The 25,419-nt window shown below is 70.9% G+C and carries 23 protein-coding genes; 9 read left to right on the top strand and 14 right to left on the bottom strand.

The features are described from left to right. The 3 genes from Nocox_RS08760 (at window position 1) to Nocox_RS08750 (ending at window position 2,532) form a co-directional block, all read left to right on the top strand. Window positions 1-1,236 carry an FAD-dependent monooxygenase gene (locus tag Nocox_RS08760; RefSeq protein ID WP_020546547.1) on the top strand — a complete coding sequence of 412 codons (1,236 nt, stop codon included), beginning with the start codon at window positions 1-3 and terminating at the stop codon, window positions 1,234-1,236. A 145-nt stretch (window positions 1,237-1,381) separates the two neighbouring features. Next, on the top strand, window positions 1,382-2,155 hold the full coding sequence (locus Nocox_RS08755) for an ABC transporter ATP-binding protein (protein ID WP_026215042.1): 774 nt from the start codon (window positions 1,382-1,384) through the stop codon (window positions 2,153-2,155). Next, the gene (locus Nocox_RS08750; RefSeq protein ID WP_026215043.1) at window positions 2,155-2,532 is read left to right on the top strand and encodes a hypothetical protein; all 378 of its coding nucleotides are present in this window, start codon (window positions 2,155-2,157) and stop codon (window positions 2,530-2,532) included. The genes Nocox_RS08755 and Nocox_RS08750 overlap by 1 nt, the downstream gene beginning before the upstream one ends. Before the next feature lie 228 nt (window positions 2,533-2,760). Here the strand turns inward: Nocox_RS08750 and Nocox_RS08745 are convergent, their stop codons facing one another. From Nocox_RS08745 to Nocox_RS08720, 6 genes are all read right to left on the bottom strand, one after another. Further along, the gene (locus Nocox_RS08745) at window positions 2,761-3,339 is read right to left on the bottom strand and encodes a GTP-binding protein (protein ID WP_051112735.1); all 579 of its coding nucleotides are present in this window, start codon (window positions 3,337-3,339) and stop codon (window positions 2,761-2,763) included. Then, window positions 3,320-3,721 carry a DUF742 domain-containing protein gene (locus Nocox_RS08740; RefSeq protein ID WP_084685891.1) on the bottom strand — a complete coding sequence of 134 codons (402 nt, stop codon included), beginning with the start codon at window positions 3,719-3,721 and terminating at the stop codon, window positions 3,320-3,322. The genes Nocox_RS08745 and Nocox_RS08740 overlap by 20 nt, the downstream gene beginning before the upstream one ends. 23 nt (window positions 3,722-3,744) lie before the next feature. Further along, entirely contained in the window at window positions 3,745-4,167 is a 423-nt protein-coding gene (locus tag Nocox_RS08735) for a roadblock/LC7 domain-containing protein (protein WP_020546551.1), read from the bottom strand. After that, entirely contained in the window at window positions 4,164-7,445 is a 3,282-nt protein-coding gene (locus Nocox_RS08730; RefSeq protein WP_020546552.1) for a sensor histidine kinase, read from the bottom strand. Before Nocox_RS08730 ends, Nocox_RS08735 begins: the two co-directional genes overlap by 4 nt. 252 nt (window positions 7,446-7,697) lie before the next feature. Further along, window positions 7,698-9,095 (bottom strand): aminobutyraldehyde dehydrogenase, encoded by a 1,398-nt coding sequence (locus tag Nocox_RS08725; RefSeq protein WP_020546553.1) that lies wholly within the window; start codon window positions 9,093-9,095, stop codon window positions 7,698-7,700. A 14-nt stretch (window positions 9,096-9,109) separates the two neighbouring features. Beyond that, the gene (locus tag Nocox_RS08720; RefSeq protein WP_020546554.1) at window positions 9,110-10,384 is read right to left on the bottom strand and encodes a glycosyltransferase; all 1,275 of its coding nucleotides are present in this window, start codon (window positions 10,382-10,384) and stop codon (window positions 9,110-9,112) included. A 128-nt stretch (window positions 10,385-10,512) separates the two neighbouring features. On the opposite strand from Nocox_RS08720, the gene Nocox_RS08715 reads away from it, so the two are divergent. Continuing rightward, window positions 10,513-11,118 (top strand): TetR/AcrR family transcriptional regulator, encoded by a 606-nt coding sequence (locus Nocox_RS08715; RefSeq protein ID WP_026215044.1) that lies wholly within the window; start codon window positions 10,513-10,515, stop codon window positions 11,116-11,118. Here Nocox_RS08715 and Nocox_RS08710 read toward each other — a convergent pair. Genes Nocox_RS08710 through Nocox_RS08695 form a run of 4 tightly spaced genes read right to left on the bottom strand, consistent with a single transcriptional unit; the run spans window position 11,112 to window position 14,913 of the window. Continuing rightward, entirely contained in the window at window positions 11,112-12,161 is a 1,050-nt protein-coding gene (locus Nocox_RS08710) for an ABC transporter ATP-binding protein (protein ID WP_020546556.1), read from the bottom strand. The two genes, Nocox_RS08715 and Nocox_RS08710, sit on opposite strands and share 7 nt — an antisense overlap. Continuing rightward, window positions 12,148-12,927 carry an ABC transporter permease gene (locus Nocox_RS08705; protein ID WP_020546557.1) on the bottom strand — a complete coding sequence of 260 codons (780 nt, stop codon included), beginning with the start codon at window positions 12,925-12,927 and terminating at the stop codon, window positions 12,148-12,150. The genes Nocox_RS08710 and Nocox_RS08705 overlap by 14 nt, the downstream gene beginning before the upstream one ends. Continuing rightward, complete coding sequence (locus Nocox_RS08700) at window positions 12,920-13,786, bottom strand: ABC transporter permease (RefSeq protein ID WP_033410886.1); 867 nt, start codon at window positions 13,784-13,786, stop codon at window positions 12,920-12,922. Before Nocox_RS08700 ends, Nocox_RS08705 begins: the two co-directional genes overlap by 8 nt. 8 nt (window positions 13,787-13,794) lie before the next feature. Further along, window positions 13,795-14,913 carry a polyamine ABC transporter substrate-binding protein gene (locus tag Nocox_RS08695; RefSeq protein ID WP_020546559.1) on the bottom strand — a complete coding sequence of 373 codons (1,119 nt, stop codon included), beginning with the start codon at window positions 14,911-14,913 and terminating at the stop codon, window positions 13,795-13,797. A 237-nt stretch (window positions 14,914-15,150) separates the two neighbouring features. Between Nocox_RS08695 and Nocox_RS08690 the strand changes: the two genes are divergently transcribed. Further along, entirely contained in the window at window positions 15,151-16,194 is a 1,044-nt protein-coding gene (locus tag Nocox_RS08690) for a hypothetical protein (RefSeq protein WP_051112737.1), read from the top strand. Continuing rightward, window positions 16,191-17,153, top strand: coding sequence for an SIS domain-containing protein (locus Nocox_RS08685; RefSeq protein WP_020546560.1), 963 nt, complete (start codon window positions 16,191-16,193; stop codon window positions 17,151-17,153). The genes Nocox_RS08690 and Nocox_RS08685 overlap by 4 nt, the downstream gene beginning before the upstream one ends. On the opposite strand, the gene Nocox_RS08680 is transcribed toward Nocox_RS08685, so the two are convergent. Genes Nocox_RS08680 through Nocox_RS08665 form a run of 4 tightly spaced genes read right to left on the bottom strand, consistent with a single transcriptional unit; the run spans window position 17,154 to window position 21,113 of the window. Then, window positions 17,154-17,723: a GTP-binding protein gene (locus tag Nocox_RS08680; protein ID WP_084685893.1), complete on the bottom strand. Its 570-nt coding sequence runs from the start codon at window positions 17,721-17,723 to the stop codon at window positions 17,154-17,156. Then, entirely contained in the window at window positions 17,704-18,072 is a 369-nt protein-coding gene (locus tag Nocox_RS08675; protein WP_020546562.1) for a DUF742 domain-containing protein, read from the bottom strand. The genes Nocox_RS08680 and Nocox_RS08675 overlap by 20 nt, the downstream gene beginning before the upstream one ends. 12 nt (window positions 18,073-18,084) lie before the next feature. Continuing rightward, entirely contained in the window at window positions 18,085-18,504 is a 420-nt protein-coding gene (locus tag Nocox_RS08670) for a roadblock/LC7 domain-containing protein (RefSeq protein ID WP_026215047.1), read from the bottom strand. Continuing rightward, complete coding sequence (locus Nocox_RS08665) at window positions 18,501-21,113, bottom strand: sensor histidine kinase (RefSeq protein WP_020546564.1); 2,613 nt, start codon at window positions 21,111-21,113, stop codon at window positions 18,501-18,503. Before Nocox_RS08665 ends, Nocox_RS08670 begins: the two co-directional genes overlap by 4 nt. 342 nt (window positions 21,114-21,455) lie before the next feature. On the opposite strand from Nocox_RS08665, the gene Nocox_RS08660 reads away from it, so the two are divergent. Genes Nocox_RS08660 through Nocox_RS08650 form a run of 3 tightly spaced genes read left to right on the top strand, consistent with a single transcriptional unit; the run spans window position 21,456 to window position 25,392 of the window. Further along, window positions 21,456-22,511, top strand: coding sequence for a quaternary amine ABC transporter ATP-binding protein (locus tag Nocox_RS08660; protein WP_026215048.1), 1,056 nt, complete (start codon window positions 21,456-21,458; stop codon window positions 22,509-22,511). Next, window positions 22,508-24,424: an ABC transporter permease gene (locus Nocox_RS08655; protein ID WP_020546566.1), complete on the top strand. Its 1,917-nt coding sequence runs from the start codon at window positions 22,508-22,510 to the stop codon at window positions 24,422-24,424. Before Nocox_RS08660 ends, Nocox_RS08655 begins: the two co-directional genes overlap by 4 nt. Continuing rightward, on the top strand, window positions 24,421-25,392 hold the full coding sequence (locus tag Nocox_RS08650; RefSeq protein ID WP_020546567.1) for an ABC transporter substrate-binding protein: 972 nt from the start codon (window positions 24,421-24,423) through the stop codon (window positions 25,390-25,392). Before Nocox_RS08655 ends, Nocox_RS08650 begins: the two co-directional genes overlap by 4 nt. Window positions 25,393-25,419: the final 27 nt, after the last annotated feature.

The raw sequence follows: 25,419 nt of genomic DNA, 5'->3' as shown, positions 1-25,419 counted from the left end.
ATGGTCGTAGGAGGCGGCATCGGCGGACTCGCCGCCGCCTTGAGCCTGGCCGCCGCCGGGCTGGAGTGCGTGGTCGTCGAGGCCGCGCGGACGATCCGGCCGCTCGGCGTCGGCATCAACCTGCAGCCGCACGCCGTGCGCGAGCTGACCGAGCTGGGGCTGGCCGCCCGCCTGGCGGCCCTCGGCGTGGAGACGAGCTCCATGACCTTCGCCGACCGGCACGGCAACGTCATCCTGGCGCTGCCGCGCGGCCGGTCGGCCGGCTACCGGTGGCCCCAGTACAGCATCCACCGCGGCGAGCTGCAGCTCGCGCTGCTCGCCGCCGTCGAGGAGCGCGGCGTCCCGGTGCGCACGGGGGTGCGTTTCGAGGGCTTCGCGCAGGACGGCGACGGCGTGCTCGTCACGCTGCGCGGCGCGGACGGGCAGCCGCTGCGCGAGCGGGCGGACGTGCTCGTCGGCGCCGACGGCGTGCAGTCGGCGGTGCGGGCCCGGCTGCACCCGGCCGGCGATCCGCTGCTGTGGGCGGGCATCCGGATGTGGCGCGGCGTCGCCGAGGCCGACCGGATCCTCGACGGCGCGACGGTGCTGGTCGGCGGCTCCAACACGGCCGGCAAGTTCGTCACCTACCACATCTCGGCGGCCAACCCGCGGCTGGTCAACTGGGTGGCCGAGGTGAAGGTGGCCGAGCCCGGTCCGGTCGCCGCCGCCGACTGGAGCAGGGAGGGCCGGCTCGCCGACGTGGCGCCGCACTTCGCGCACTGGGCCTACGCCCCCGCCGACATCGGGGCCCTGCTCGCCGGCACCGCCCGCATCCTCGAGTACCCGATGGTCGACAGGGAGCCGCTGCCGCGCTGGGGCGAGGGACGGGTGACGCTGCTCGGCGACGCCGCCCACCCGATGTACCCGATCGGCTCGAACGGCGGCTCCCAGGCCGTGCTCGACGCCCGGGTGCTGGCCCGGTGCCTGGCCTCCTACGACGATCCGGGCGAGGCGCTGCGGGCGTACGAGGACGAGCGCCTCCCGCCCACCTCGGCCCTGGTGCGCGCGCACCGGGCGCTGCCCGTCGAGGAGACGATCGCCCTGGTGACCGCGCGGGCGCCGGACGGCTTCCGTGACGTCGCCGACGTGCTGACGGAGGCGGAGCTCGCCGCGATGGCGGCGGCGCAGCGGGCGATCTCGGACGCCGACGTGCGGGCGCTCAACGAGCGGGAGTCGTGGAGCGTACGCGCGCCATGACAGCCCCGGTCGCCCTGAGTAAGATCATGCCCAGAAGAGGATTACCTGACTGACTCCTCCTGCTTTGCCCGCTCCGCTAGAGTCGAGTTCCGACCCTTCCGGAGTCGTGGTCCTCCGCCGCGGTCTCGCCCCCCTAGGAAGCGCATTGCTCGAGATAGACGATCTCTCCCATGTGTACGGCGCCGGCACCCCCAACGAGCACCGCGCCATCGAAGGTCTCAACCTGAGCGTCGCCGCGGGCGAGCTGCTGTGCATCGTGGGGCCGTCGGGCTGCGGGAAGTCCACGCTGCTGCGCTCGATCGCCGGCCTCATCAGCCCGACCGGCGGCCAGGTCAAGGTCGAGGGCAACCTCGTGCGCCAGACCCCCGACAACCTCGCCGTGGTGTTCCAGGACTACAGCCGCTCGCTGTTCCCCTGGATGTCGGTCGCCGACAACGTCGCGCTGCCGCTGCGCCGCAGGGGCATGGACAAGAAGGGCCGCCGCGAGGCCGCCATGGAGGCGCTGGAGTCGGTCGGCCTGTCCGGGGCGGAGCGCAAATACCCCTTCCAGCTCTCCGGCGGCATGCAGCAGCGGGTCGCGATCGCGCGGGCGCTCGCCTACCGGCCGACGCTGATGCTCATGGACGAGCCGTTCGGCTCGGTGGACGCGCAGACCAGGGAGGACCTGGAGGACCTGGTGCTCAAGGTGCGCGGCCACCACCAGATGACGATCGTGCTCATCACGCACGACATCGACGAGAGCGTCTACGTCGGCGACCGCGTGGTGGTGCTGTCCAAGGCGCCCGCGCACGTGGTGGGCGACCTCAAGGTCGACCTGCCCGCGCCGCGCGACCAGATCACCACCCGCGAGCACCCCGACTTCGTGCACCTGCGGGCCGAGGTGGGCCGCCTGGTCCGGGGACACGCCGCGGCCGTCTGATGGATCGGCAGCTCATCAGCGCCATCGCGCGCCACCGGGCGCGATGGCCGAGGCCCGCGGCCTCGCCGGCCGGTTCACGGCGCGGCTCGCCGTCGCCGGAGCTGGTCGCGGAGATCGGCGCCTTCCCCGACCTCGCGGGCACGCTCGCGGCGGCCGAGTCCGGCGGCTGGCTCACCGTCCACGCCCACGTCAGCGACCGGGCCGAATGGGACGACTACGAGTTCTCCTGGACCGGCAGCCTCGCCCGCTGGGCCGCCGAGCACCCCGGTCCCGACGGCGACGAGGCGCTGCGGGCCGCGCGGGAGCACCGCGACACCTGGCTCAACGGCTACCGCGACCTGCTCGGGTTCGTCACCCTCCTGTTGCGCCGCTCCTGACCTGCCCGCGTTCCTCCTCCTCGCGCAGCCGCGCGGAGGCCGTGCGGATGATGGCCGACGAGGGCCGGCGCGGCCTCGCCCCTCTCGCGGGTCTGGGCGGGACCGGGTTCGAGCGGGTGTGAGGTCTGCGGCATGCCGGCGTCCTGTCACCGGCGGCCCGATGGGCGGCAGACACCACGACGGCCGCCGCCCGGGGATCCACACCCGGACGGCGGCCGCGGCGCCTGGTTATACCGGCGTGTGCATGTGGCGGGTCAGGGCGTGCTCCACGAGGGTGATCAGCGTCGCCTTGACCGACTCGCGCTGCCGGGCGTCCAGCCGCACGATCGGGGTGTGGCCGCCGATGGACAGCGCCTCGCGGATCTCCTCCTCCTGGTGGGCGAAGTGCCCGTCCCAGCCGTTGATGCCGATGACGAACGGCAGCTTCGCCTCTTCGAAGTAGTCGATGGCGGGGAAGCTGTCGGCCAGCCGGCGGGTGTCCACCAGCACCACCGCGCCGATCGCGCCGCGCACCAGGTCGTCCCACATGAACCAGAACCGGTGCTGACCCGGCGTGCCGAACAGGTAGAGGATCAGGTCACGGTCCAGCGAGACGCGGCCGAAGTCCATCGCCACGGTCGTGGTCGTCTTGTTCGGCGTGAGCGAGACGTCGTCCACGTGGGCGGAGGCGTCCGTCATCACGGCTTCCGTGGTGAGGGGGAGGATCTCCGAGACCGCACCCACGAACGTCGTCTTGCCAACGCCGAAGCCCCCTGCCACGACGATCTTCGTCGAGGTGAGGCCGGGGCTAGAGCCTGCGAAGTCCACTGAGCACCCTTTCGAGCAAGTTGAGGTCCGGCTTTCCCGCCTCCAGCGCAGGCTGGTGCACGCGGATCAGGCCCTCCGACGCCATGTCGGCGATCAGCACCCGGACCACTCCAAGGGGCTGGCGTAAAAGGGCGGAGATCTCAGCAACCGACCGAACGTTACGAGTCAGTTGGATGATCGCCTGATACTCCGGACTTAGTAGGGAAATGTCTTGGTATTCCGACGTCACGGAGGACACCAACGCCTCCATGGCGAACTTCATCCGTGGCGCAGTGCGCCCGCCGGTAACGGCGTACGGCCGCACCAACGAGCTCTTGCGCGACTGTGGCGCCGCCGGATGCGGCGGAGTGCTATCACCAGCCCAACCCTGACCTGTCACCATGATCTCCTGTCGACGCCCCCAGGCTAGCGGGGACGGGCCGCCTGCAGTTCAGCGCGTACGGCCGGCGTCAGCACCTGCCCGGCCCGCTCGACCAGCAGGGTCATCTGGTAGGCCACCAGACCCATGTCACAGTCGGGAGCGGCCAGGACCGCCAAGCAGGACCCATCACTGATGGACATGATCATCAAGAGCCCGCGCTGCATCTCGATGACGGTCTGGGTCACCATACCGCCCTCGAAGACCCGGGCGGCGCCCTGAGTCAGGCTGATCACACCGGAGGCGACGGCCGCGAGCTGGTCGGCCCGGTCCTTCGGGAAACCCTCCGAGTACGCGAGCGGCAGACCGTCCGACGAGACCACGACCGTGTGCGCCACTCCGGGCACGTTGTTCACGAAGTCAGTGATCAGCCAGCTGATGCCGCGCGCTCCCTGGCTCATCTCTCTCATTTGTCCTCCTCATTCTCTTCTCCGCGGGTGAACGCTCGGCCCTGCCGGACACCCTGCTGGAAGCTGGAGAGCCGGCTGCGCAACCGCTCGGGCGAGATCTGTGGCGGCGGAGACGTCGGCTGGGGCTCGGCGAGACTGGCCGTGCCCGGCACCAGGTTCGCCTTGGGCACGCGGCGCGGCAGACCGGAGCTCGTGGTGCCCGCCTGCTGCGGCTGGGCGGCGGCCTGCGCGGCCTGGAAGCCGGCGTCCGCGGGCGAGGACCAGGACGCGCCCGCGCCCGACGCGCCGGGCCGGCGCTGCGGCAGGCCCGACCTGGACGAGCTCGCGGCCGGCGGGGTCGCGGCCGGCGGCGCGGCGGCCGGGGCGGGCGGCGCCACCGGAGGCGGCGCGGTGGCGTCGGCGGGGATGGCGGGGTGCACGGCGGTCACCTCGGGCTCGTCCTCCATGGGTTCGAGGCGCTGCCTGGGCTGCTCGGGCTCCGGCCGGCGGAACCAGTCGGAGCCGACCGACGAGAAGATCGGCAGGAACTCCTCGCTCTGCTCCTCCAGCGGCGAGTTGCGCACGACCGGCAGCGGGCCGGTCATGTCCTGGGAGGTGTAGTTGCCGGCGCTGAAGGCCCCGAAGCCGGAGTGCCCGTTCTGCTCGTAGCTGTCGGCGGGCTTGGCGTCCTCGGCGAAGGGCGAGACGTAGTCGGGGCCGAAGGCCGGCCGCGGCCGGTCGACCGACTCGAACAGGCCCCTGCGCGGCAGCGGGTCGGCGAAGGACGACCAGCGGGACGCCTCGTCCGGCTGCTCCTTGGGCGGCTCGGTCGCGAAGGACGGCCAGCGCGGCTCGTCGCCCTGCGCGGGCGGCGGCTGCTCGGCGAAGGACGGCCAGCGGTTCTCGGCGAACGGCTGCTGCGGCTGCGGCGCGGGAGCGGGCGGCTCCTCGGCGAACGACGGCCAGCGGGCGGTGTCGTCGGAGTACCAGCGCTGCTCCTCCTGCCGCGCGGCGGCGGGAGGCTCCTCGGCGAACGACGGCCAGCGCTGCTCGTCCACTCCGGGGCCGCCGTGCGTCGCCGCCGGAGGCTGGTCGAAGCCGGCGCGGTCGAACGGGCCTGGCCGGTCGCCGCCGAAGGCGGCCGGCTGCTGCTCGCCGAAGCGGGGCTGGTCGAACGGCGGCTGGTCGAACGAGGGCTGGTCGGCGGAGTGCTGCTCGCCGAACGACGGCTGCTCGCCGAAGGACGGCCAGCTCGTGCCGGTGCTGCCGGGCGCGGGCAGCGAGCCCGGCCACTCGGTGTCGAGCACCTGGCTGGCGGCGGACTGCGCGCCGTTGGCCGCGGGCTGGTTGAACATGCTCGGGTCGAACGAGGTGAACGCCTCGTACTGGCCGCCCTGCTGGGGCACGCCGACGCCGCCGCTGATGAGCATGTCGGGCATCATCACCAGCGCGCTCAGGCCGCCGGTCTCGCGCTGGCTGAGCTGGACCCGGATGCCGTGGCGCAGGGCCAGGCGGCCGACCACGAACAGGCCCATGCGCCGCGACACCGACACGTCCACGACCGGCGGGTTGGCCAGGCGCCAGTTGGCCTCGCCCAGCTCCTCCTGGCTCATGCCGATGCCCTGGTCGTTGATGGTGACCAGGACGCCGCCCTCGGCGGGCGTGCTGGTCACGGTGACCTTGCTCTCGCGCGGGGAGAACGAGATGGCGTTCTCGATCAGCTCGGCGAGCAGGTGGACGGCGTCGGTGACGGCCGGGCCGACGATCAGCGTGCTGGACGCGATCGAGATCTGGACCCGCTCGTAGCTCTCGACCTCCGACAGCGAGGCGCGGGCGATGTCGACCAGCGGCACCGGCTCGCTCCACTTGCGGGCGGCCTCCTGGCCGGCGAGGACCAGGAGGTTCTCGCTGTTGCGCCGCATGCGGGTGGCCAGGTGGTCGAGGCGGAACAGGTTGGCGAGCCGCTGCTCGTCCTCCTCGCCCTGCTCCAGACCTTCGATGAGCTGGAGCTGCCGTTCGACCAGCGTCTGGCTGCGGCGGGAGAGGTTGACGAACATGGAGTTGACGTTGGCGCGCAGCTTGGCCTCGTCGCCGGCCAGCCGGATCGCCTCGCGGTGGACCTCGTCGAAGGCCCGCGCCACTTCCCCGATCTCGTCGCGGGTGTTGATGCCGATGGACGGGACCTCGGGCACCTGCGCGCCCTCGCCGGACTCGCGCAGCACACGGACGGTCTCGGGCAGCCGGGTGGTGGCCACCTGCAGCGCCTCGGCGCGGAGCCGGCGCAGCGGGCGGACCAGCGAGCCGGCCACGCGGGTGGTGATGACCAGGACCAGGAGCAGCAGCACGAGGATCATCGCGCCGGAGATGATGGCGTTGCGCTGCTCGCTGTCGCTCAGCTCGCGGGTGGTGGTCACGATCTTCGTGGCCAGGTTGTCCTCGACCTTGCGCATGGCGTTGGCGGTCAGCGTGGTGCTGTCGTACCAGTTGTTGAGGTCGCGGCGGGTGGTGACGTCGAGGTCGCCGATCCGGTTGTACTCGCGCATCTGGGCGAGCGCGCGCTGGCGCATGGAGTCGGCGCGGTCGATCTGCTGGCCCCTGACGCCCTGCTGGTAGGCCTTGAGGTCCTCGGCGGACGCCTCGGCCTCGAAGGAGGCCAGGGCGGCCTGCTGCTTGTCCCAGGAGCCCAGGAACTCGGTGAGGGCCTCGCCGTCCAGCTTCCGCTCGGCCAGCGCGACGATGAGGATGATCTGCTGGCGCGAGATCTCCTCCTTCATCGACTGCAGCGAGCCGAGCGCCGCGATGTCCCGCTGGAGGCGGTCGTCGTTGACGCCGTCGGCCAGACCCGCCTGGATCGACGAGAAGATGCCGATCATGGTGGTGTAGGTCCGGATGGAGGCCTGCGGGGGAACGTTCCCGACCATCGAGGTCCGGAGGCTGTCGAGACCGTCGAGCCAGCGGGACATCTCGGCCACGCCCTCGCGGACGCGGTTGGTGTGGGAGTCGTCGATGGCCTCGGCGGCGGTGAGCACCTGCGCCTTGACCTTGTCCGTGGCCTGCCGCTGGTTCTTGAGCTGCACCGTGCGGCCGGCGCGGTTGCCCGTGGCGACGGCCCACGCGGTGAGCGTGCGTTCCTTGGCGAGCTCGTGGTTGAGCGCGCCGACCTTCTGGACCAGCTCGGCGACCTGGGTCAGGCGCCGGTACTCGGCGCTGGTCCCGATGGCGTCGGCAAGCTGGATGCCGGCGAGGAGCACGCCCACGACCGTGGGGATGAGGATCAGAGCGACCAGCCTGGAGCGCACACGCCAGTTAGCCAGCCGGAACCTGCCGCCTGTGTACTCCCCCGACTTCGTATGCCTGGGGTTTTCCGTCCTCACTGACTCTCGCAACCTCTCGCCGGTACGTGCTCGAAAGAAATCAGACACGCGTGTGGCGCATGGGATTCCGTCCGGCTGGGTAATTGGAACACAGTCCGTACCAGATCGGCCAACCGAACATATCCCACCAAACACGCCCAAAGCAGAGCTTTAGGGTGCATTTCGCCGTACGCGTCTTCAGGCGGGCCGGAACGAATCCCGCTCAGCGGGCGCCGCGTGCTTCACCATCAGGTGCCGCGTCACCGAATACTCCAGGACCGCCTCCTGGCTCATGTCCTTGCCGAACCCGCTGCCCTTCACCCCGCCGTGCGGCGCCTCGCTGGCGATGGGCAGATGGTCGTTCACCCAGGTCACGCCCACGTCGAGGCGGTGCGCGACGCGCATCGCCCGCGAGACGTCCCGCGACCACACCGACGAGGCGAGCCCGTAGCGGGTGTCGTTGGCCAGCCGGACCGCCTCGTCCTCGCCGTCGAACGGCAGCGCCACGAGCACCGGGCCGAAAAGCTCCCCCTGGACGATCTCGCTGTCCTGTGCGACATCCGTCACAAGCGTGGGCGGGTAGTAGAAGCCGGGACCCTCGGGCCGGGCGCCGCCGTGCCGCACCCGGCCGCCGGAACGCTCCACGAACCCGTGCACGCGCTCCCGGTGCGCCGCGGAGATCAGCGGGCCGATGTCCGTGGCCGGGTCCCAGGGGTCGCCGTAGGTGATTTCGGCAAGAGTTGCCCGTAGCGCCTCCACGGCGTCGTCGTAGATCTCACGGGCGAGGTAGACGCGGGTGGCCGCGGTGCAGTCCTGCCCGGTGTTGTACGTCGCCCCCATCGCCACGCCGTGGGCCATCTCCGCCAGGTCGGCGTCCGCGAAGACCAGCGCGGGCGCCTTGCCGCCCAGCTCCAGGTGCACCCGCTTGAGCGTGGCCGCCGCGCCGGTCATCACCGCCCGGCCGGTCTCCGTGGAGCCGGTGACGCTGACCATGTCCACGCCCGGGTCGGTGACCAGCGCCTGGCCGACCTCGGCGCCGCCGGTCACCGCCTGGACGAGCCCTTCGGGGGCTCCCGCCTTCGCGAACAGCTCGGCCAGGCGCATCGTCGTGCGCGGCGTCTGCGGCGCCGGCTTGATCACCACGGCGTTGCCCGCGGCCACCGCGGGACCGACCTTCCACACGGCCATGATGAACGGGAAGTTCCACGGCGAGATCGACCCCACCACGCCGACGGGGCGGCGCAGCATGACCGAGGTGTAGCCGGAGCTGAACACCCCGGCGCCCGAGCCGTCCAGCGAGCGGGCGGCCCCGGCGAAGAAGCGCAGGTTGTCCACCGCGAACGGCAGCTCGCCGTCACGGAAGACCGCCGCCGGCTTGCCGGTCTCCTCCACTTCGAGCCTCGTCAGCTCCTCGGCGTCGGCCTCGACGAGGTCGGCCAGCCGCAGCAGCAGCCGGGCGCGCTCGGCCGGGGTGGTCTCGGACCACTCGGCGTAGGCGGCACGGGCGGCCGCCACGGCCGGCGCCACGCCCTCCACCGGCGTGTCCGCGATCTCGGCGAACGGGAGCCCGGTGGCGGGGTTGATCAGTTCACGCATGGAAGGTCATGTCCTTACTGGCCGAGCTGTTCGATCAGGTCCGCGGCCCTGCGCAGGCCGTCGCGACGCCGGATCTCCTCACCCGCGGCGGCGAGCCGCTCCCGCAGCTCGGTGTCGCCGAGCAGGCGGTCGATCGCCCCCGTGAGTTCGTCGTCGTCGAAGGTGTAGGTCGAGAGCCTGACACCGTAGCCCAGCTCGGAGACCCGCTGGGCGTTGTCGTACTGGTCCCAGAACAGCGGCAGCACGATCATCGGCTTGCCGAAGTGCAGAGCCTCGGTGGTCGTGTTGTTGCCGCCGTGCGTGATGACCAGATCGCACTGAGGGACGATCTTAGTCTGCGGCAGGAACTCCGCGCCCCACATGTTGCCGGCGAGCTTGATCTCCTCGTGCAGCGGGCCCATGGAGACGATGTACTGGTGCGGGGTGGTGGCCAGCACGTCGATCACGCGCTGCATCAGGCCGACGTCGGCCGAGCCGAGCGAGCCGAGCGAGAAGTAGATCAGGGCGGTGTCAGGCCGGCGCTCGAAGGGCAGCGTGAAGTCCTCGTCGGTCTCGCGGACCGAGGAGTCGAGGCGGTGCCAGGACGGGCCCAGCGGGCGGCGGTCGGTGTAGTCCAGGATCTCCGGGTACACGTAGAGGTTCAGGTCTCCCTCGTGGATGAAGTCGAGGTCGGGCAGCGGGGCCGTGCCCTGCTCGACGCACCACTCGTTGTAGGCGCTCCACAGCTCGCGGTGGGTGCGGTCGTACTCGGCGCGGAAGTCGTCCCACTCGCTGCGGTCGTCGGCGGGCAGGCCCGAGAAGACCGGCGGGACGTCGGCGCCGCGCACCTCCAGCGGCTGGCAGGAGACGATCCTGACGAACTTCTTGCCCGCCGTCAGGAGCGCAGGGAAGGTGATCACGTTGTCCTCGATGATCACGTCCGGGTCGACCCGCTCTATGATGGCCTTGAGCTGCGGCTCGCAGTACTTCGCGCCGTCGATGAGCTCGCCCCAGATCGGCCTGGTGACCGTGTCGAGCTGCTCCTTGGTGCTCTTGCGGTACTCCGGGGCCGTGTCGCGGATGAAGTCCTTCCAGAACTGGCCCGGGTCCTGCTCCTCGGCGTTCTCGGACGGCGGGGCGAGGTCGACCAGGTCCTCCTCGAAGCCCAGGGCCTCCAGCTTGCCCTTCCAGGACGACTCGGCGGCGAAGACGACGCGGTGGCCGCGGCGGCGGAGAATGTCGCCGATCCCGATGGAGTTGTTGGTGGGGCCGTACGCGCTTTCCGGCATGAACAAGAACGTGAGTGACATCGGAACTCCGAGGAGAGGGATTCGAAGAGTTGAAGGCTAATTCAAAACGTGGCTGGCGTGATGGTCAAGTAACGGGCACTATGGTCACGGCTAACTGAACGGGAGCCCAACGAGTGAAGGTGGTGAGGGTGGCTCAGCGTAAAAGCCGGAGTGACCGGCGCATCGACTTGATCGAGGCCGCGCGCAAAGCCATCATCCGCCACGGCATCGACGGCGTGCAGCTCTCGCACGTCGCCGAGGAGGCGGGGCTCACCTCGGGAGCCGTGCTCTACCACTACCCCGACCTCGGCGAGCTGCTGGTCGAGGCGCAGCACGCCGGGATGGAGCGCTTCTACGAGCAGCGCCTGCGCCGCCTCGCCGACTTCACCGACCCGGCCGAGAAGCTGGTCGTCACGATCCGCTCCGGGCTGCCGACCGGGCCGCTCGACCCCGACGTGCGCCTGCTCAACGAGCTGGGCGGCGCCGCCGGCCGCAACCGCGTCTACGGCGTCCTGCTCACCTCGCTCTACGACCGCCAGGTGTCGATGTACCAGGCGATCCTCGACACCGGGGCGGCGCTGGGCGTCTTCAGGCTGGCCGCCGACTCGCTGTCGATCGCGCGCAACCTGGTGGCGCTGGAGGACGCCTACGGCTACCGCATCACCGCACGGCACCCGGTGATCGGGCCCGCCGAGGCCGCCGAGCTGATCCTGTCGTACGCGCGGGCGGCGACCGGCAACGAGCTCGCTCACTGAGGGTCCGCCATGATGACGGCGTCCTCGGCGTTCCAGCGCACCTTGACCTTGGCCCCGGGCCGCACCGTGCTGGCCCCCTGGACGGCCGCCAGGACGGGCTTGGGGTGGCCGGGGACGTCCACGGAGACGTGCGAGACGCCGCCGTAGAAGCTGACGTCCACGACGCTGCCCGCCAGGCCCCTGACGGCGCTCTCGTCGGCCAGCTCGACCCGCTCGGGCCGCACCGCGAGCAGCGCGGGCGTGTCGGCCTCCAGCTCCTCCAGCGGGGTGCCCGCCAGCATGCCGAACTCCTCGCTGCGGACCGCGTCGAGCCCGCTGGCGAGGCCGCGGAAGAGGTTGTTGGCGCCGACGAAGTCGGCCACGAACGGCGTCCTCGGCCGCTCGTAGAGCGCCACGGGCTCGTCCACCTGGCGCACCCGGCCCGTGTCGAACACCGCGATGCGGTCGGCCAGCGACATCGCCTCCTCCTGGTCGTGCGTGACGACCACGAAGGTGATGCCGACCTCGTGCTGCAGCCGCTTCAGTTCGAGCTGCATGTCAGCGCGGACCTTCTTGTCCAGGGCCGACAGCGGCTCGTCGAGCAGCAGCAGGCGGGGCCGCTTGACGATGGAACGCGCCAGCGCCACCCGCTGCCGCTGGCCGCCGGAGAGCTGCGCGGGCTTGCGGCCGGCGTGCGCCGACAGCCCGACCGTCTCCAGCACCTCGCCGACCCGCTGCCTGATCTCCTGCCGGGGCAGGCGCTCGCGCTCCAGCCCGTAGGCCACGTTCTTGGCCACGGTCATGTGCGGGAACAGCGCGTACGACTGGAACATGAGGCTGATCGGCCGCCGGTTGGGCGCCTTGGACAGCAGGTCCTCGCCGTCGAGCATGACCTGACCGCTGTCGGGCGTCTCGAACCCGGCGATGATGCGCAGCAGCGTGGTCTTGCCGCAGCCCGAGGGGCCGAGCAGGGCGAAGAACTCGCCCTGCTCGATCTGGAGCGAGACGTCGTCCAGCGCGGTGACGCTCCCGAAGCTGCGGGAGACGCCGTCAATCTTGAGCACGTGACTCCCCGATCCTGGTCATCCGCTGACCGGCGATCACCGCGGTGAAACTCACCAGGAGCAGGATCGCGGCCAGCGCGTTGATCTTCGGGGTCACCCCGAAACGAACCATTGAGTAGATGACGATCGGCAGCGTCGGCTCCGCGTTGCCGATCGTGAAGAAGGCGATCACGAACTCGTCGAGCGACAGCGTGAACGCCAGCAGCGCACCGGCCACGATCCCGGGCGTGAGCTGCGGCAACGTGACCCGCATGAAGGTGACCACCGGCCCGGCGCCGAGGTCGCGCGAAGCCTCCTCCAGCGAGGTGTCGGCCCCCGTGAGCCGGGTGCGGACCACCGCCGCGACGAACGCCATCGAGAACAGCGCGTGCGCGAGCGTCACCGAGTACAGGCCGAGCGTGAGCTGGATGGCGCTGTAGAACACCAGCAGCCCGATGGCGAGCACCAGGTCGGGCAGCACGGCCGGCATCAGCGCGAGCGCGTCCAGCGTCTTCGACCGGGTGAAGCGGGCCAGGCCGACCGCGAGCAGCGTGCCGAGCACGGTGGCGATGACGGTGGAGCCCGTGGCCACGACGAGCGTGTTGAGCAGGCCGGTCCTGATGCGCTCGTCGCCGGCCAGCTCGCCGTACCACTTGAGGCTGAAGCCCTCGTAGGTGTAGGCCGAGTCGCCGGCGTTGAACGACATCACGACGAGCACGAGGATCGGCAGGTACAGGAAGGCGTACGTGGCCCAGAACGGGACGTACAGGAGCTTGGACCTACGCACGGCGCGCCGCCCATGCCTGTACGACCAGCAGCGCGACCAGCACCGCGATGAGCGCGAGCGCCAGCGTCGAGCCGAACGGCCAGTCACGCGCCTTGAGGAACTGGTCGCGGATGAGGTTGCCCACCATGGTCGACTTGTTGCCGCCCAGCATCTCGGGGATGACGAAGTTGCCGAAGCTCGGCACGAACACGAACAGGCAGCCGGACAGCACGCCCGGCACGCTCAGCGGCAGCGTGACCTTGCGGAACGTGGTGAACGCCGAGGCCCCCAGGTTGGCCGACGCCTCGCGGAGCTGCGGGTCCAGCCGTTCGATGGCGGCGTACAGCGGCAGCACCATCAGCGGCAGGTACGAGTACAGCAACCCGGTGACGATCGTCCCCTCGTGGTAGAGCAGCTCGTACGGCCCCAGCCCCAGCTTGCCGAGCGCGCTGTTGACCAGCCCGGGCCCGCTCAGCAGCATGATCCAGGCGTAGACCCGGATGATGAAGTTCGTCCAGAACGGCAGCACGACCGCGACCAGCGCGAGCGTCTTCCACCTGGAGGGGAGCTGCGCGATCAGGTACGCCGTCGGATAGCCGACCAGCAGCGCGATCAGCGTCGTCAGTCCCGCGATGCGCAGGGAGTCGCCGACCACGCCGAGGTAGAGGGGGTCGATCAGGCGGGTGAAGTTCTCGGTGGTGAACTCGTACACCACGCCGCCGAAGCGCCCGCGCTGGAAGACCGTGTAGCTCAGCACCAGGCCGAGCGGCACCAGCAGCAGCACCACCAGGTAGGTCAGTCCGGGTGACAGGAAAACGAATGCGCCCAGCCGGCGACCCCGCACGCGGGGCGCCGGCCGGGCCTTTGCCTCAGACTTCACTGCACTGACTACGACTGCGCCGTGACTTCGCTGGAAAGCCGGGTGTACTTGGTGGACGCCTGGCCGAGGTCGATGATGGACTCACCGTCGAGCAGCTCGGCGGGCTTGACGCCGAGCAGCGAGCCCTCGGGGGCCTTGACCCGCTCCATGGCGGCCTTGTTCGGCACCTTGTAGTTGATGTTCTCGGCGGCCCAGCTGTGGATCTCGGGGTCGAGGATGTAGTTGATCAGGGCGTGCGCGGCCTCCTTGTTCTTGGAGGACTTCATGATCACCATGGTGTCCACCCAGAGGTCGCTGCCCTCCTTCGGCACGACGAACTTGATGTTCTTCTCGGTCGTCGGGCACCAGCCGTCCCACGCCTCGACCATCACGGCCTCGCCGGACACCAACTTGTCGCCGAACGTCGTGTCGTCGTAGGCGAGCAGGTGCGGCTTGGCCGCCACCAGCAGCTCCTTGGCCTTGGCGATCTCCTCGTCCTTGTCGGTGTTGACCGAGAAGCCGAGGGACTTGAGCGCGGGCAGGGCCAGCCAGCGCTCGGTGGTCATCATGGTGACCTTCTTGTCGGCCCAGGCCGGGGGCTTGAGCAGATCGTTCCAACTGGTGGGCTCGGCCTTCACCAGGTCGCTGCGGTAGCAGATGCCGGTGGTGCCCCAGGTGTAGGGCACCGAGTACTTGTTGCCCTTGTCGTAGGAGAGCTGGCCGGCCTCCGGGTAGAGGTTGGCCAGGTTGGGGACCAGCTCGGCGTGGATGGGCTCCAGCAGGCCCTGCTCGTTGAGCGCCTGGGCGTACTGGCCGGAGACGAAGGCCACGTCGATGCCGCTGTCGCCGGAGGCGGTCAGCTTGGCCATCGCCTCCTCGTTGGTGGCGTGCAGGCCGATCTTGACGTCGGAGACCTTCAGCTTCTCCTTGGCCTTCTCGGGCAGCTCCTTCGGGGTGTAGCCGTCCCATACGGTGACCTGGAGCGACTGCTTCGACAGGTCGGCGTTGGGCTTGAGCTGTTCGGCAGCCGCCGCGGTCGCGCCGTCTGAGCTGGTCGACGACTCACCGCCGCACGCCGCGACGGCAAGCGCGAGGCCGGCCACCGCGACGGCGGCCGGAAGACGACGGGTGAACCGGATACGGGACACGGCCGCTACTCCTTCTTGATGTGCGATGTACGAGGGGTCGCGCGACCTTACCGGACACAGCAGACCAGGGTAGGAGTGTTGCAGCACGAATCAACATGAGCAAGACTTTTCGTCACATTGCTACCTGGAAGTTTGGTCTACCAGTTGAATTGGGATTCAATAGCGCAGAGGTTGGTCTCTCTCGGTGAGAAACCCCTTACCGCACGGGACCGCGGGTTCACCGCCGCGCTTCTCACCGTGCTGGAGGGGGAGGTCCCGCCGCCTTTCGGCGTGCGCAGGTTCCTGCCGCTGCCCACCCTCTCGCACGACCCGGGACGTCTCCACATCGGGGTCCCACGCGAACGGGACTTCGGCCCCCACGTGGACCAGACCAACTACTCGGTCGTGGTGGCCGAGAAGGTGGTCGTCAAGTGGCTCACCCCGCCCGTCCCGCTGCCCCATCCCACCCCGGAGATCCTCTCCCATCTCGTTGAGGCCGGATTCAACGACACAGCTCCTCCTTACGCCGCTCTGACCGGCCCTGTCGACGGCCGCGAGTGCCTGCTCGCCCTCGCCACCGGCTACCTTCCCGAGGCCAGGGACGGCTGGGAGTGGTGCGTGGACGAGGCCGAGTCGGGCGGCACGGCGTTCGCCGCCGACCTCGGCCGCCTGGCCGCCGACCTGCACCTCGCCCTGTCCACCCTCCCCCTCACCGCGGCGGCCGAGCTGCCCTCCCCCGCCGCCGTGCGGGCCGCGGGGGCGCTGGCCGAGGCGCTGGAGCTCACCGGCGGCGAGGACGGGCAGTGGCTGGCCGCCCACGCCGACCGGCTCAGGCACGAGCTCGAACCCCTCGACGCGCCCATCGCCTCGCCCCTCATCCGCATCCACGGCGACCTGCACGTGGGCCAGATCCTCCGGTGGCGCGACGGCTACGCGGTCATCGACTTCGACGGCAACCCCACGGTGACCGACGCCGACCCCTGCCAGCCCGCCGCCCGCGACGTCGCCCAGCTCACCACCAGCCTGGAGCACGTGGCCCAGGTCGCGATCAAGCGCCGCGGCACGCCGCCGGAGCGGGCCGCCGCCTGGGCCGCCCGCGCCCGCGCGGGCCTGCTCGCCGCCTACCGCGCCCGCCTGGCCGCGCGCGGCCGACCCGACCTGCTGGACGAGGGCCTGATCCGCCCGTTCGAGATCGAGCAGGAGTGCCGCGAGCTGATCTACGCCGCCCGCCACCTGCCCCGCTGGCGCTACGCCCCCATGGGCGTCCTGCGCACCTGGTACACCGAGGAGAACCCGTCGTGAATTCCGAGCTCTACCTGGCCGACCTGGAGTCCAAGCCCGCCGCCCTGGAGGGCCTGACCGCCGCGCTCGCCGCCGCCGACCCCTTCGCGGAGCTGCCCGCGAACCCGCGCCGGGTGCTGTTCCTCGGCATGGGCAGCTCGCGGTACGCGGCCGGGGTCGCGGCGCTGCGCCTGCGCGCCGCCGGCGTGGACGCCTACGCCGACTACGCCTCGGCGGCGGCGACGTACCCGGCCACGCCGGACACCCTGGTGATCCCGATCTCGGCCACCGGCGGCAGCAGGGAGACCCTGGACGCCGTGGACCGCTACGCGGGCGGCCCCGCCTTCGTCGCGGCCCTCACCAACCGGCCGGGCTCCGAGCTGGCCGCGCGGTCCCGCCTGACCATCCCCATGCACGCCGGCGAGGAGCGCGGCGGCGTGGCCTGCCGTACCTTCCAGCACACCCTGGCGCTGCTGCTGGCGCTGGAGAGCCGGCTCACCGGGCGGCCCCTGGACCTGGCCGGGCTGCTCGGCCGTACCGCCGAGGCCACCGCCGACCTGCTCGACCGCAGGGACGAGTGGCTGCCGCTGACCATGGAGCTGCTGGACGGCCCGCACGGCGTCTACACGGTCGCCCCCGCCGAGCGGCTGTCGTCGGCCGAGCAGTCGGCGCTCATGCTGCGGGAGGGCCCGCGCCGCGCGGCCGACGCCTGCGAGAGCGGCGACTGGTCGCACGTGGACGTCTACCTCACCAAGACCCTCGACTACCGCGCCCTGCTCTTCCCCGGCTCCCGCTACGACGAGCAGGCCATGGACTGGGTGCGGCAGCGCGGCTCCACGGTGGTCAGCGTCGGCGGCGAGGTCAAGGACGCCGCGGCCGCCGTCCGCTACGCGCACGACGACGACCGGGACGTGGCGCTGCTCACCGAGACGCTGGTGGCCGAGCTGGTCGCGGCCTACTGGTGGGCGGCCCAGGGGTAGTCAGCGGGCGCGCGCGGCGAGGGCGTGCTCGACCAGCGTGATCAGGGTGTTCTTGACCGCCTGCCGGTCGCGCGCGTCGGTCCGCACGATCGGCACGTGGGCCGAGAGCGTCAGCGCCTCCCGCACCTCGTGCTCGACGTGCGGGAACTCGCCGTTCCAGCCGTTGAGCCCGACGACGAACGGGAGCCCCGACTCCTCGAAGTAGTCGATCGCGGGGAAGGCGTCGGCCAGGCGCAGCGAGTCGACCAGCACGACCGCCCCGATGGCGCCGCGCACGATGTCGTCCCACATGAACCAGAACCGGTGCTGGCCCGGCGTGCCGAACAGGTAGAGGATCAGGTCGCGGTCGAGCGAGAGCCGGCCGAAGTCCATCGCCACCGTGGTGGTGGTCTTGCCGGGCGTGTGCTTCAGGTCGTCGATGCCCTGCGACGCCTCGGTCATCACCGCTTCGGTGGTGAGCGGCATGATCTCGGAGACCGCGCCGACGAACGTGGTCTTGCCCACCCCGAAACCGCCGGCCACCACGATCTTCGTCGAGGTGAGCCCGCTGCTAGAGCCTCCGAAGTCCACTGAGAACCCTTTCGAGCAGGCCGCGATCGGGCAGGCCCGCCTCAAGCTGCGGCTGGTAGACGCGGACCAGCCCGTCCGCCTCCATGTCGGCGATCAGCACCCGTGCCACACCGAGCGGGACATGCAGCAGAGCCGAGATCTCCGCCACGGATCTTACCTGGCGGCACAGCTCGCTGATGGCCCGATGTTCGCGGGGGTAGCTGGCGCCGAGCTGCGCCGACGTGGCAGAGGACACGAGCGCCTCCATCGCCAGGGCGCTGCGCGGGGTGGTGCGGCCACCCGTGAGGGCGTACATCCGCACCAGCGAGCTGCGCTCCGGCTCGGCCTCACCATTGTGCCACGATGCCACGATCGCCTCCCCCTACCACGGACGCCCGGACAGCTCCGCCCGCACCGCGGGCGTGAGCACCTGTCCCGCGCGCTCGACCAGGATCGTCATCTGGTACGCCACCAGCCCCATGTCGCAGTCGGGCGCGGCCAGCACCGCCAGCGACGAGCCGTCGCTGATCGACATCACGAGCAGCAGGCCGCGCTCCATCTCGACCAGGGTCTGGGTCACGCCGCCGCCCTCGAACACGCGGGCCGAGCCCGCCGTGAGGCTGACCAGGCCGGCCGCGATGGCGGCGAGCTGGTCGGCGCGGTCCTTCGGGAACCCGCGGGAGAAGGCCATGGGCAGGCCGTCGGCGGAGACGACCACGGCGTGCGCGACGCCGGGCACCTCCTCGACGAAGCTGCTCACCAGCCAGTTCATGTCCCTGGCAGCTTGACTCAGCTCCTTCATGAGTCCTCCTCAAGCTCGGACCGGCCCTTGCGCACGCCCTGCTGGTAGCTGGCCAGTCTGCTGCGTAACCGGTCGGGGGACAGCGGAGGAGCGGGAGCGGGCGGCGGTTGGGGGTTCGCGGTGCCCGGTACCAGGTTCGCTCTCGGCGTGCGCTTCGGCAAGCCGGAGTTCGTGGTCCCGCTCTGCGCGGGCTCGGCGGCGCTGCCGGCGGCCTGCCAGCCGGCGTCGGCGGGCGAGGACCAGCCGGGGTCGCGCTCGCGGTGGTCGGCGGTGGGCGCGGGCTTGCTGAACCAGCTGCTCTCGTCCTCGACCGAGGTGAAGATCGGCAGGAACTCGTCCTTGGACGGCTCCGCCGGGTACGACGGCAGCGGCGTGGCGAACGACGGGTACGACCCCGTCACGTGCGGCGCCTCCAGGGATGACATGGAGCCGGTGCCCGTGTGCGGCGAGCTGAACCAGGACGACGGCTCGGGCATCGCCGCGTCGAACGACGGATGCCCGGCGAAGGGCGCCACCGGCGCGGCGGCCTGCCGCGCCGGCGGGACGGGCGGCGGGAAGGGCGGCGCGGGCGGCGCGGCCAGGACCGGCGCCATCGGGGGAAGGGCGGGCGACTGTCCCTGCTGCGAGTGGTGGCCGGGCAGCGCGCCGGTCACCGCCGTGAGCAGCATCGGCGGCACGAGCACCATCGCGGTCAGCCCGCCGACGTCCTGGCGGCGGAGCTGCACCCGGATGTTGTGCCGCAGCGCCAGCCGCCCGACCACGAACAGTCCCATGCGCCGCGACACCGACACGTCCACGACGGGCGGGTTGGCCAGCCGGTGGTTGGCCTCGGCCAGCTCCTCCTGGGTCATGCCGATGCCGTTGTCGGTGACCGACAGCAGCAGCGAGCCGCCGTCGATGCGGCTGCTGGAGATGATCACCTTGGTGTCGTGGGACGAGAACGACACGGCGTTCTCGACCAGCTCGGCGAGCAGGTGCACGACGTCGGTGACGGCCTGGCCGGCGACGGCGACGTCCGACTGCACCTGGATGCTGACCCGGTCGTAGCTCTCGACCTCGCCGAGCGCGGCCCGCACGATGTCCATGATCTCGACCGGCTCGCTCCACTTGCGGGCGGCCTCCTGCCCGGCGAGGACCAGCAGGTTCTCGCTGTTGCGGCGCATGCGGGTGGCCAGGTGGTCGAGCTTGAACAGGTCGGCCAGCCGGGTGTCGTCGCGCTCGCCGCGCTCCAGCTTCTCGATGAGCGTGAGCTGCCGCTCGACCAGGGTCTGGCTGCGCCGCGACAGGTTGACGAACATGGCGTTGACGTTGGAGCGCAGCCGGGCCTCGTCGCCGGCCAGCCGCACGGCCTCGCGGTGCACCTCGTCGAAGGCGCGGGCGAGCTCGCCCACCTCGTCCTTCGTGAAGATGCCGATGGGCGGGACCTCGGCCTCGACCGCGCCGTCCCTGGACTCGCGCAGGTGCTGGACGAAGGCGGGCAGCCGGTGGCCGGCGATCTCCAGGGCCTCGCTGCGCAGCCGGCGCAGCGGGCGCACCATCGAGCGGGCCACGCCGGTGGTGACCAGCAGCACGGCGACCAGCAGGGCGAGCACGGCGCCCGCGACGACGAAGGCGCTGCGCCGCTCGGCGTCGCTGAGCTCCTCGCTGCGGGCGAGGATGCCGGCGGCCTGGCGTCGCTCGACCGTGCGCATGGCGTCCACGACGACCTTGGACGCCTCGAACCACTCCTTGGCGTCGTCCTTCCTGGACAGGTCCAGGCCGCGCAGCGGCAGGCCGTTGGTGGACCTGATGAGGACCAGCTCGCGCAGGAACAGCATGCGCTCGGCGGTGTTGCCGTTGACGGTCTCGTCGAAGAAGCGGCGTTCGGCGGCGGTGGCCTCGGCGGCGAAGGCCCTGCGCTCGGCGGTCTCGCCGGCCTGCCGGCCGAGGAAACGTTCCAGTTGGTCGGGGTCGAAGGCCCCTTCGGTGAGCACGACGGTGACGAGGGCCTGCTGGTAGGCCACGCTCTCCTTGGCGCGGGCCAGCGCGTCGAGCATGCGGGTCTGGCGGAACAGCTCGTCGTCGGAGCTGCCCTTGATCAGCTCGTTGTGCGTGGAGAGCAGGCCGGCGATGACCGTGGTGTAGAGCTCGACGGAGGGGCCGGGGAGCAGGTTGGCCTCCAGGGCCTGCTTGCGCAGCGCGACCAGGTCGTCGAGCCGGTTGAGCAGCTGTTCGAGCTGGTCGGCGGTGCGGCCGGTGACCTCGCCGAGGAGCTCGCGGGCGATGGCGCGCACGTCCCTGGCCGCGAGGTCGCTCTCGTCCATCTGGTTCTGGACGTCGCCGAGGGCGCTGGCGGGCCGGTTGCGGGCGATGTACCAGGACATCCTGGCCCGTTCCCCGGAGACGGCGTGCGTGAGCGCGCCCAGCTCCTCCGACAGGCGGGCGAACTGGCTGGTCCTGGCGTAGTCGCCGGCCGCGGAGGTGGAGGCCAGCACCTGGAGGCCGCCAAGCAGGACGGCGGCGGCCGTGGGGATGAGGATGAGCGCCACGAGCCGCGCCCGCACCCGCCAGTTGCGCAGCCGCCAGTTGCCTTCGCCGGTCTGCCTCCTCTGGCCCAGCTGTGTAGTCACCGGAACGCACCTCGCCCGAATCGGCGTAAAAGGGAGGGGCCTGTGTCCCCTGAGGAAATCAGCAAGTGCCGGTAATTGGAACACATCACGTGGCAGGGAAGCTACCCAAACATATCGCGACAAAAATCTAGGCGTGTGGTACGCGCACAAAATCTGGGGCTCCAGTTTCCGGACCGGTCCAGCCGGAAATACGCCTTCGACTCACTCACTGTCGCCCAATGGGTGGTTTGAACGTTTCAAAGCAATAACACGCCGGAAGCACGCCGGTCTCCGACCGGTCACACCGTTGAGATCGGCGTTAATCACGACATATGTTGAGCGACGGCAAACGAGGAGGCGAGCGTGGGGGTTTCTCCCGGCAGCACGGCAATCGGCGTCGCGGGGCTTTGGAAGATCTTCGGCTCCAAGGCGCGGAAAGTGCTGGACAGCGAGGACCGGCACCTCGACCCCGCCGCGCTGCGCGAGAAGACCGGCTGCACCGCCGCCGTCCGTGACGTGAGCTTCGAGGTGCGTCCTGGCGAGGTCTTCGTGGTCATGGGCCTGTCGGGCAGCGGCAAGTCCACCCTCGTCCGGTGCCTGACCCGGCTGATCGAGCCCACCGCGGGCACGATCACGATCGGCGGCGAGGACGTCGGCCGGGCCTCGCCCGCCCGCCTCCGCGAGATCCGCCGCCACCAGGTCAGCATGGTCTTCCAGCACTTCGGCCTGCTGCCGCACCGCAAGGTGATCGACAACGTCGCCTACGGCCTGGAGATCCAGGGCACGTCCAGGGCCGACCGGCACGCGCGGGCCGGCGACATCCTCTCCCTCGTCGGCCTCGACGGCTACGCCGACGCCTATCCCGACCAGCTCTCCGGAGGCATGCAGCAGCGCGTCGGCCTGGCCAGGGCGCTCGCGGTGGACCCGCAGGTGATGCTGTTCGACGAGCCGTTCAGCGCGCTCGACCCGCTCATCAGACGCGACATGCAGGCCGAGGTCGTCCGCCTGCACCGCGAGGTCGGCAAGACGATGGTGTTCATCACCCACGACCTGTCCGAGGCGCTCAAGCTGGGCGAGCGGATCGCGATCATGCGGGCCGGCTCGATCGTGCAGCTCGGCACGGCCGAGGAACTGGTGGGCGCGCCCGCCGACGACTACGTGGCCGACTTCGTCCGCGACGTGCCGCGCAGCCACGTGCTGACCCTGCGCTGGATCATGCGCTCCCCCGAGCCGGGCGAGGTGCTGGACGGGCCCGAGCTGCCCGCGGCCACCCTGGTCAAGGACGCGGTCGGCGTGGCCTCGGCCTCCGCCCGCCCGATCAGGGTCGTCGACGGCGGCGAGCTGGCCGGCGTCGTGGACCGGGTGGACCTGCTGACGTTCCTGTCCGGCCAGGACGCCCCGGTCAAGGCGGGGGCATGAGCAGCACCGCCGCGGTCGGCACGCCCTCCGGGCTCAGGCTCCCCCGATGGGCGGCCCCGGCCGGCGCGGCGGCGCTGATCGTCGCGGCCTACCTGGTCTTCCGCGGCACGGGCACGCTGCCGCACGACAAGGAGGCCCCGCAGTTCCTGGCCGTCACCGAGCTGCGCGAGTGGATCGACGAGCACCGCAACGACAACCCGCTGTTCCTCTACTTCCTCAACTACATCCGGCTCTTCGTGGGCTCGCTCTACGACCTGTTCGCGGGGGCGCTGACGGCGCTCGGCTGGCCCGGCCTGACCGGCGTGCTGGGCGGCCTGGCCTGGCTCGCGGGCGGCCGGCGGGTCGGGCTGCTCGCGGTGGCCGGCGTGAGCGCGTTCGGCGTGCTCGGCCTCTGGCAGTCCAGCGTGGACACCCTCGCCCTGGTCGCGGTGGCGGTGCTGCTGTCGCTGGTGATCGGCGTGCCGATCGGCGTCTGGGCGGGCCGGTCGGAACGGGTGCGGCGGGCCGTCACGCCGGTGCTGGACGTCATGCAGATCATGCCGACGTTCGCCTACCTGGCCCCGCTCGCGCTGTTCTTCCACATCGGCGCCCCGGCCGGGGCGATCGCCACGATGATCTACTCGATCCCGCCGGCCATCCGCATCACCGCCCTGGCCGTCTCGGAGGTCTCGCCCACGGCGGTCGAGGCGTCGGCGTCGCTGGGCGCCACCCGCCGCCAGACGCTGTTCAAGGTCGTCCTGCCGCTGGCCAGGCCCACGATCGCACTGGCGGTCAACCAGACGATCATGATGGCGCTGTCCATGGTCGTCATCGCGAACCTGATCGCCGCCCCCGGGCTCGGCGGCGACATCATCCGCGGCCTGTCGCGGGCCCAGGTCGGCATCATGCTGCCGGCCGGGGTCGCCGTCGTCGTCATGGCGATCGTGCTCGACCGGATGACGACGGCACTCGCCCGCCGCGGCCCCCACACCCGGCCGCGCCGGATCGACCTCGCCGCCGCGGGCGCGCTGGCCGTGGCCGGCCTCGCGCTGATCCCCGTGCTGCCGCGCGCCTGGCCGGAGAGCTGGACGCTCGACGTCACGGCCGAGATCAACGCCGCCGTACGGTGGGCCGAGACGAGCTGGTACCCCGTCACCACGTTCGTCAAGGACCAGACCTCCCTCCTGCTGCTCAACCCGCTGGAGTCGCTGCTCACCTCGGCCCCCTGGTGGCTGGTCGCGCTGACCGTGCTGGCCGTGGCCTGGCGGGTGAGCGGCCCCCGGGCGGCGCTGACCGCGCTCGGCTGCCTGCTGGCGATCGCGCTGCTCGGCACGTGGGAGCACGCCATGCAGACGATGACCACGGTGGCGCTCGCGGTGCTGGTCACCCTGGTGATCGGCCTGCTGCTGGGGGTGGCCGCGGCCCGCTCGCCGCGCTACTCGGCCGTCCAGCGCCCGCTGCTGGACGCCGCCCAGACCATGCCGGCCTTCGTCTACCTGCTGCCCGCGCTGGCGCTGTTCGAGACCACCAGGTTCACCGCCATCTTCGCCTCGGTGATCTACGCCGTGCCGCCCGTGGTGCGCCTGGTGGAGGACGGCATCAGGGCCGTGCCCGCCGAGGTCGTCGAGGCCGCCGTGTCGGCCGGCTCCACCCCGGGCCAGCTGCTGTGGAAGGTGCAGCTCCCGATGGCCAGGCGGGCGATCCTGCTGGCCGCCAACCAGGGCATCGTGATGACGCTGGCCATGGTGGTCGTCGGCGGCCTGGTCGGGGCGGGGGCGCTCGGCTACGACGTGGTCGTCGGCTTCTCCCAGCGCACCGACTTCGGGCTGGGCTTCGTGGCCGGTGTCGCCACCGTGCTGCTCGGGGTCATGCTCGACCGCATCACGCAGGGCGCGGACCGGCGCCCTTCCCCCCAAAGAAGGAAAAGCACATGAAGATCCGCCTGCTCGCAGGCTTGCTCGCTCTGGGAATGGCCGCCGCGGGGTGCGGCGGAGCCACGGTCGAGTCCTCCCCCAGCGCCTCGGCGGGCGCTCCGCAGGGCGGCTCCAGCAGCTCCGCGGGCACCGTCAAGATCGCGATCAACCCGTGGGTCGGGTACGAGGCCAGCGCGAACGTGGTGGCGTACCTGCTGAAGAACGAGCTCGGCTACACGGTGGAGCTGCCCGAGATCAAGGAGCAGCTCGCCTGGGAGGGCTTCGAGAACGGCAGCGTCGACGTCATCATCGAGAACTGGGGCCACCCGGACCTGAAGAAGACATTCATCGAGGACAAGAAGGTCGCGGTCGAGGCCGGATCCACCGGCAACAAGGGCGTGATCGGCTGGTACATCCCGAAGTGGATGGCCGACAAGTACCCCGACATCACCGACTCCAAGAACCTCAACAAGTACGCCGACCTGTTCAAGACCTCCGAGTCGGGCGACAAGGGCCAGCTGCTGTTCGGCGACCCGTCGTACGTCAGCAACGAGGACGCCCTGATCAAGAACCTCAAGCTGAACTTCAAGGTCGTCGTGGGCGGCAGCGAGGCGGCCCTGATCAAGGGCGCCCAGCAGGCGCAGGAGCAGCAGAAGCCGCTGCTGTTCTACTTCTGGGACCCGCACTGGCTGTTCAACAAGACCCAGCTCGTCCGGGTGAACCTGCCCGCCTACACCGAGGGCTGCGACGCCGACCCGAAGAAGGTCGCCTGCGACTACCCGGAGATGGACCTCGACAAGATCGTCAGCAAGAAGTTCGCCGACACCGGCGGCAAGGCCTACGAGCTGGTCAAGAACTTCCACTGGACGAACGAGGACCAGAACGCCGTCGCCAACGACATGACCAACAACGGCATGACCGGCGAGCAGGCGGCCAAGAAGTGGGTCGAGGCCAACACCGCCACGTGGCAGGCCTGGATCCCCAAGTGACCCCGTCCGGCCGCGGCCCCGTCGGCG

Source organism: Nonomuraea coxensis DSM 45129 (assembly GCF_019397265.1).
Classification (GTDB): domain Bacteria; phylum Actinomycetota; class Actinomycetes; order Streptosporangiales; family Streptosporangiaceae; genus Nonomuraea; species Nonomuraea coxensis.
The sequence above is the reverse complement of the archived record's forward strand: the minus strand, read 5'-3'. Positions and strand labels throughout refer to the sequence as shown.

Coding starts and splice junctions, on each gene's coding strand:
- Nocox_RS08760 (WP_020546547.1), top strand. CDS start 1: ATGGTCGTAGGAGGCGGCATCGGCGGACTCGCCGCCGCCTTGAGCCTG.
- Nocox_RS08720 (WP_020546554.1), bottom strand. CDS start 10,384: ATGTCACTCACGTTCTTGTTCATGCCGGAAAGCGCGTACGGCCCCACC.
- Nocox_RS08655 (WP_020546566.1), top strand. CDS start 22,508: ATGAGCAGCACCGCCGCGGTCGGCACGCCCTCCGGGCTCAGGCTCCCC.
- Nocox_RS08670 (WP_026215047.1), bottom strand. CDS start 18,504: ATGAAGGAGCTGAGTCAAGCTGCCAGGGACATGAACTGGCTGGTGAGC.
- Nocox_RS08650 (WP_020546567.1), top strand. CDS start 24,421: ATGAAGATCCGCCTGCTCGCAGGCTTGCTCGCTCTGGGAATGGCCGCC.
- Nocox_RS08740 (WP_084685891.1), bottom strand. CDS start 3,721: ATGGTGACAGGTCAGGGTTGGGCTGGTGATAGCACTCCGCCGCATCCG.
- Nocox_RS08725 (WP_020546553.1), bottom strand. CDS start 9,095: ATGCGTGAACTGATCAACCCCGCCACCGGGCTCCCGTTCGCCGAGATC.
- Nocox_RS08750 (WP_026215043.1), top strand. CDS start 2,155: ATGGATCGGCAGCTCATCAGCGCCATCGCGCGCCACCGGGCGCGATGG.
- Nocox_RS08735 (WP_020546551.1), bottom strand. CDS start 4,167: ATGAGAGAGATGAGCCAGGGAGCGCGCGGCATCAGCTGGCTGATCACT.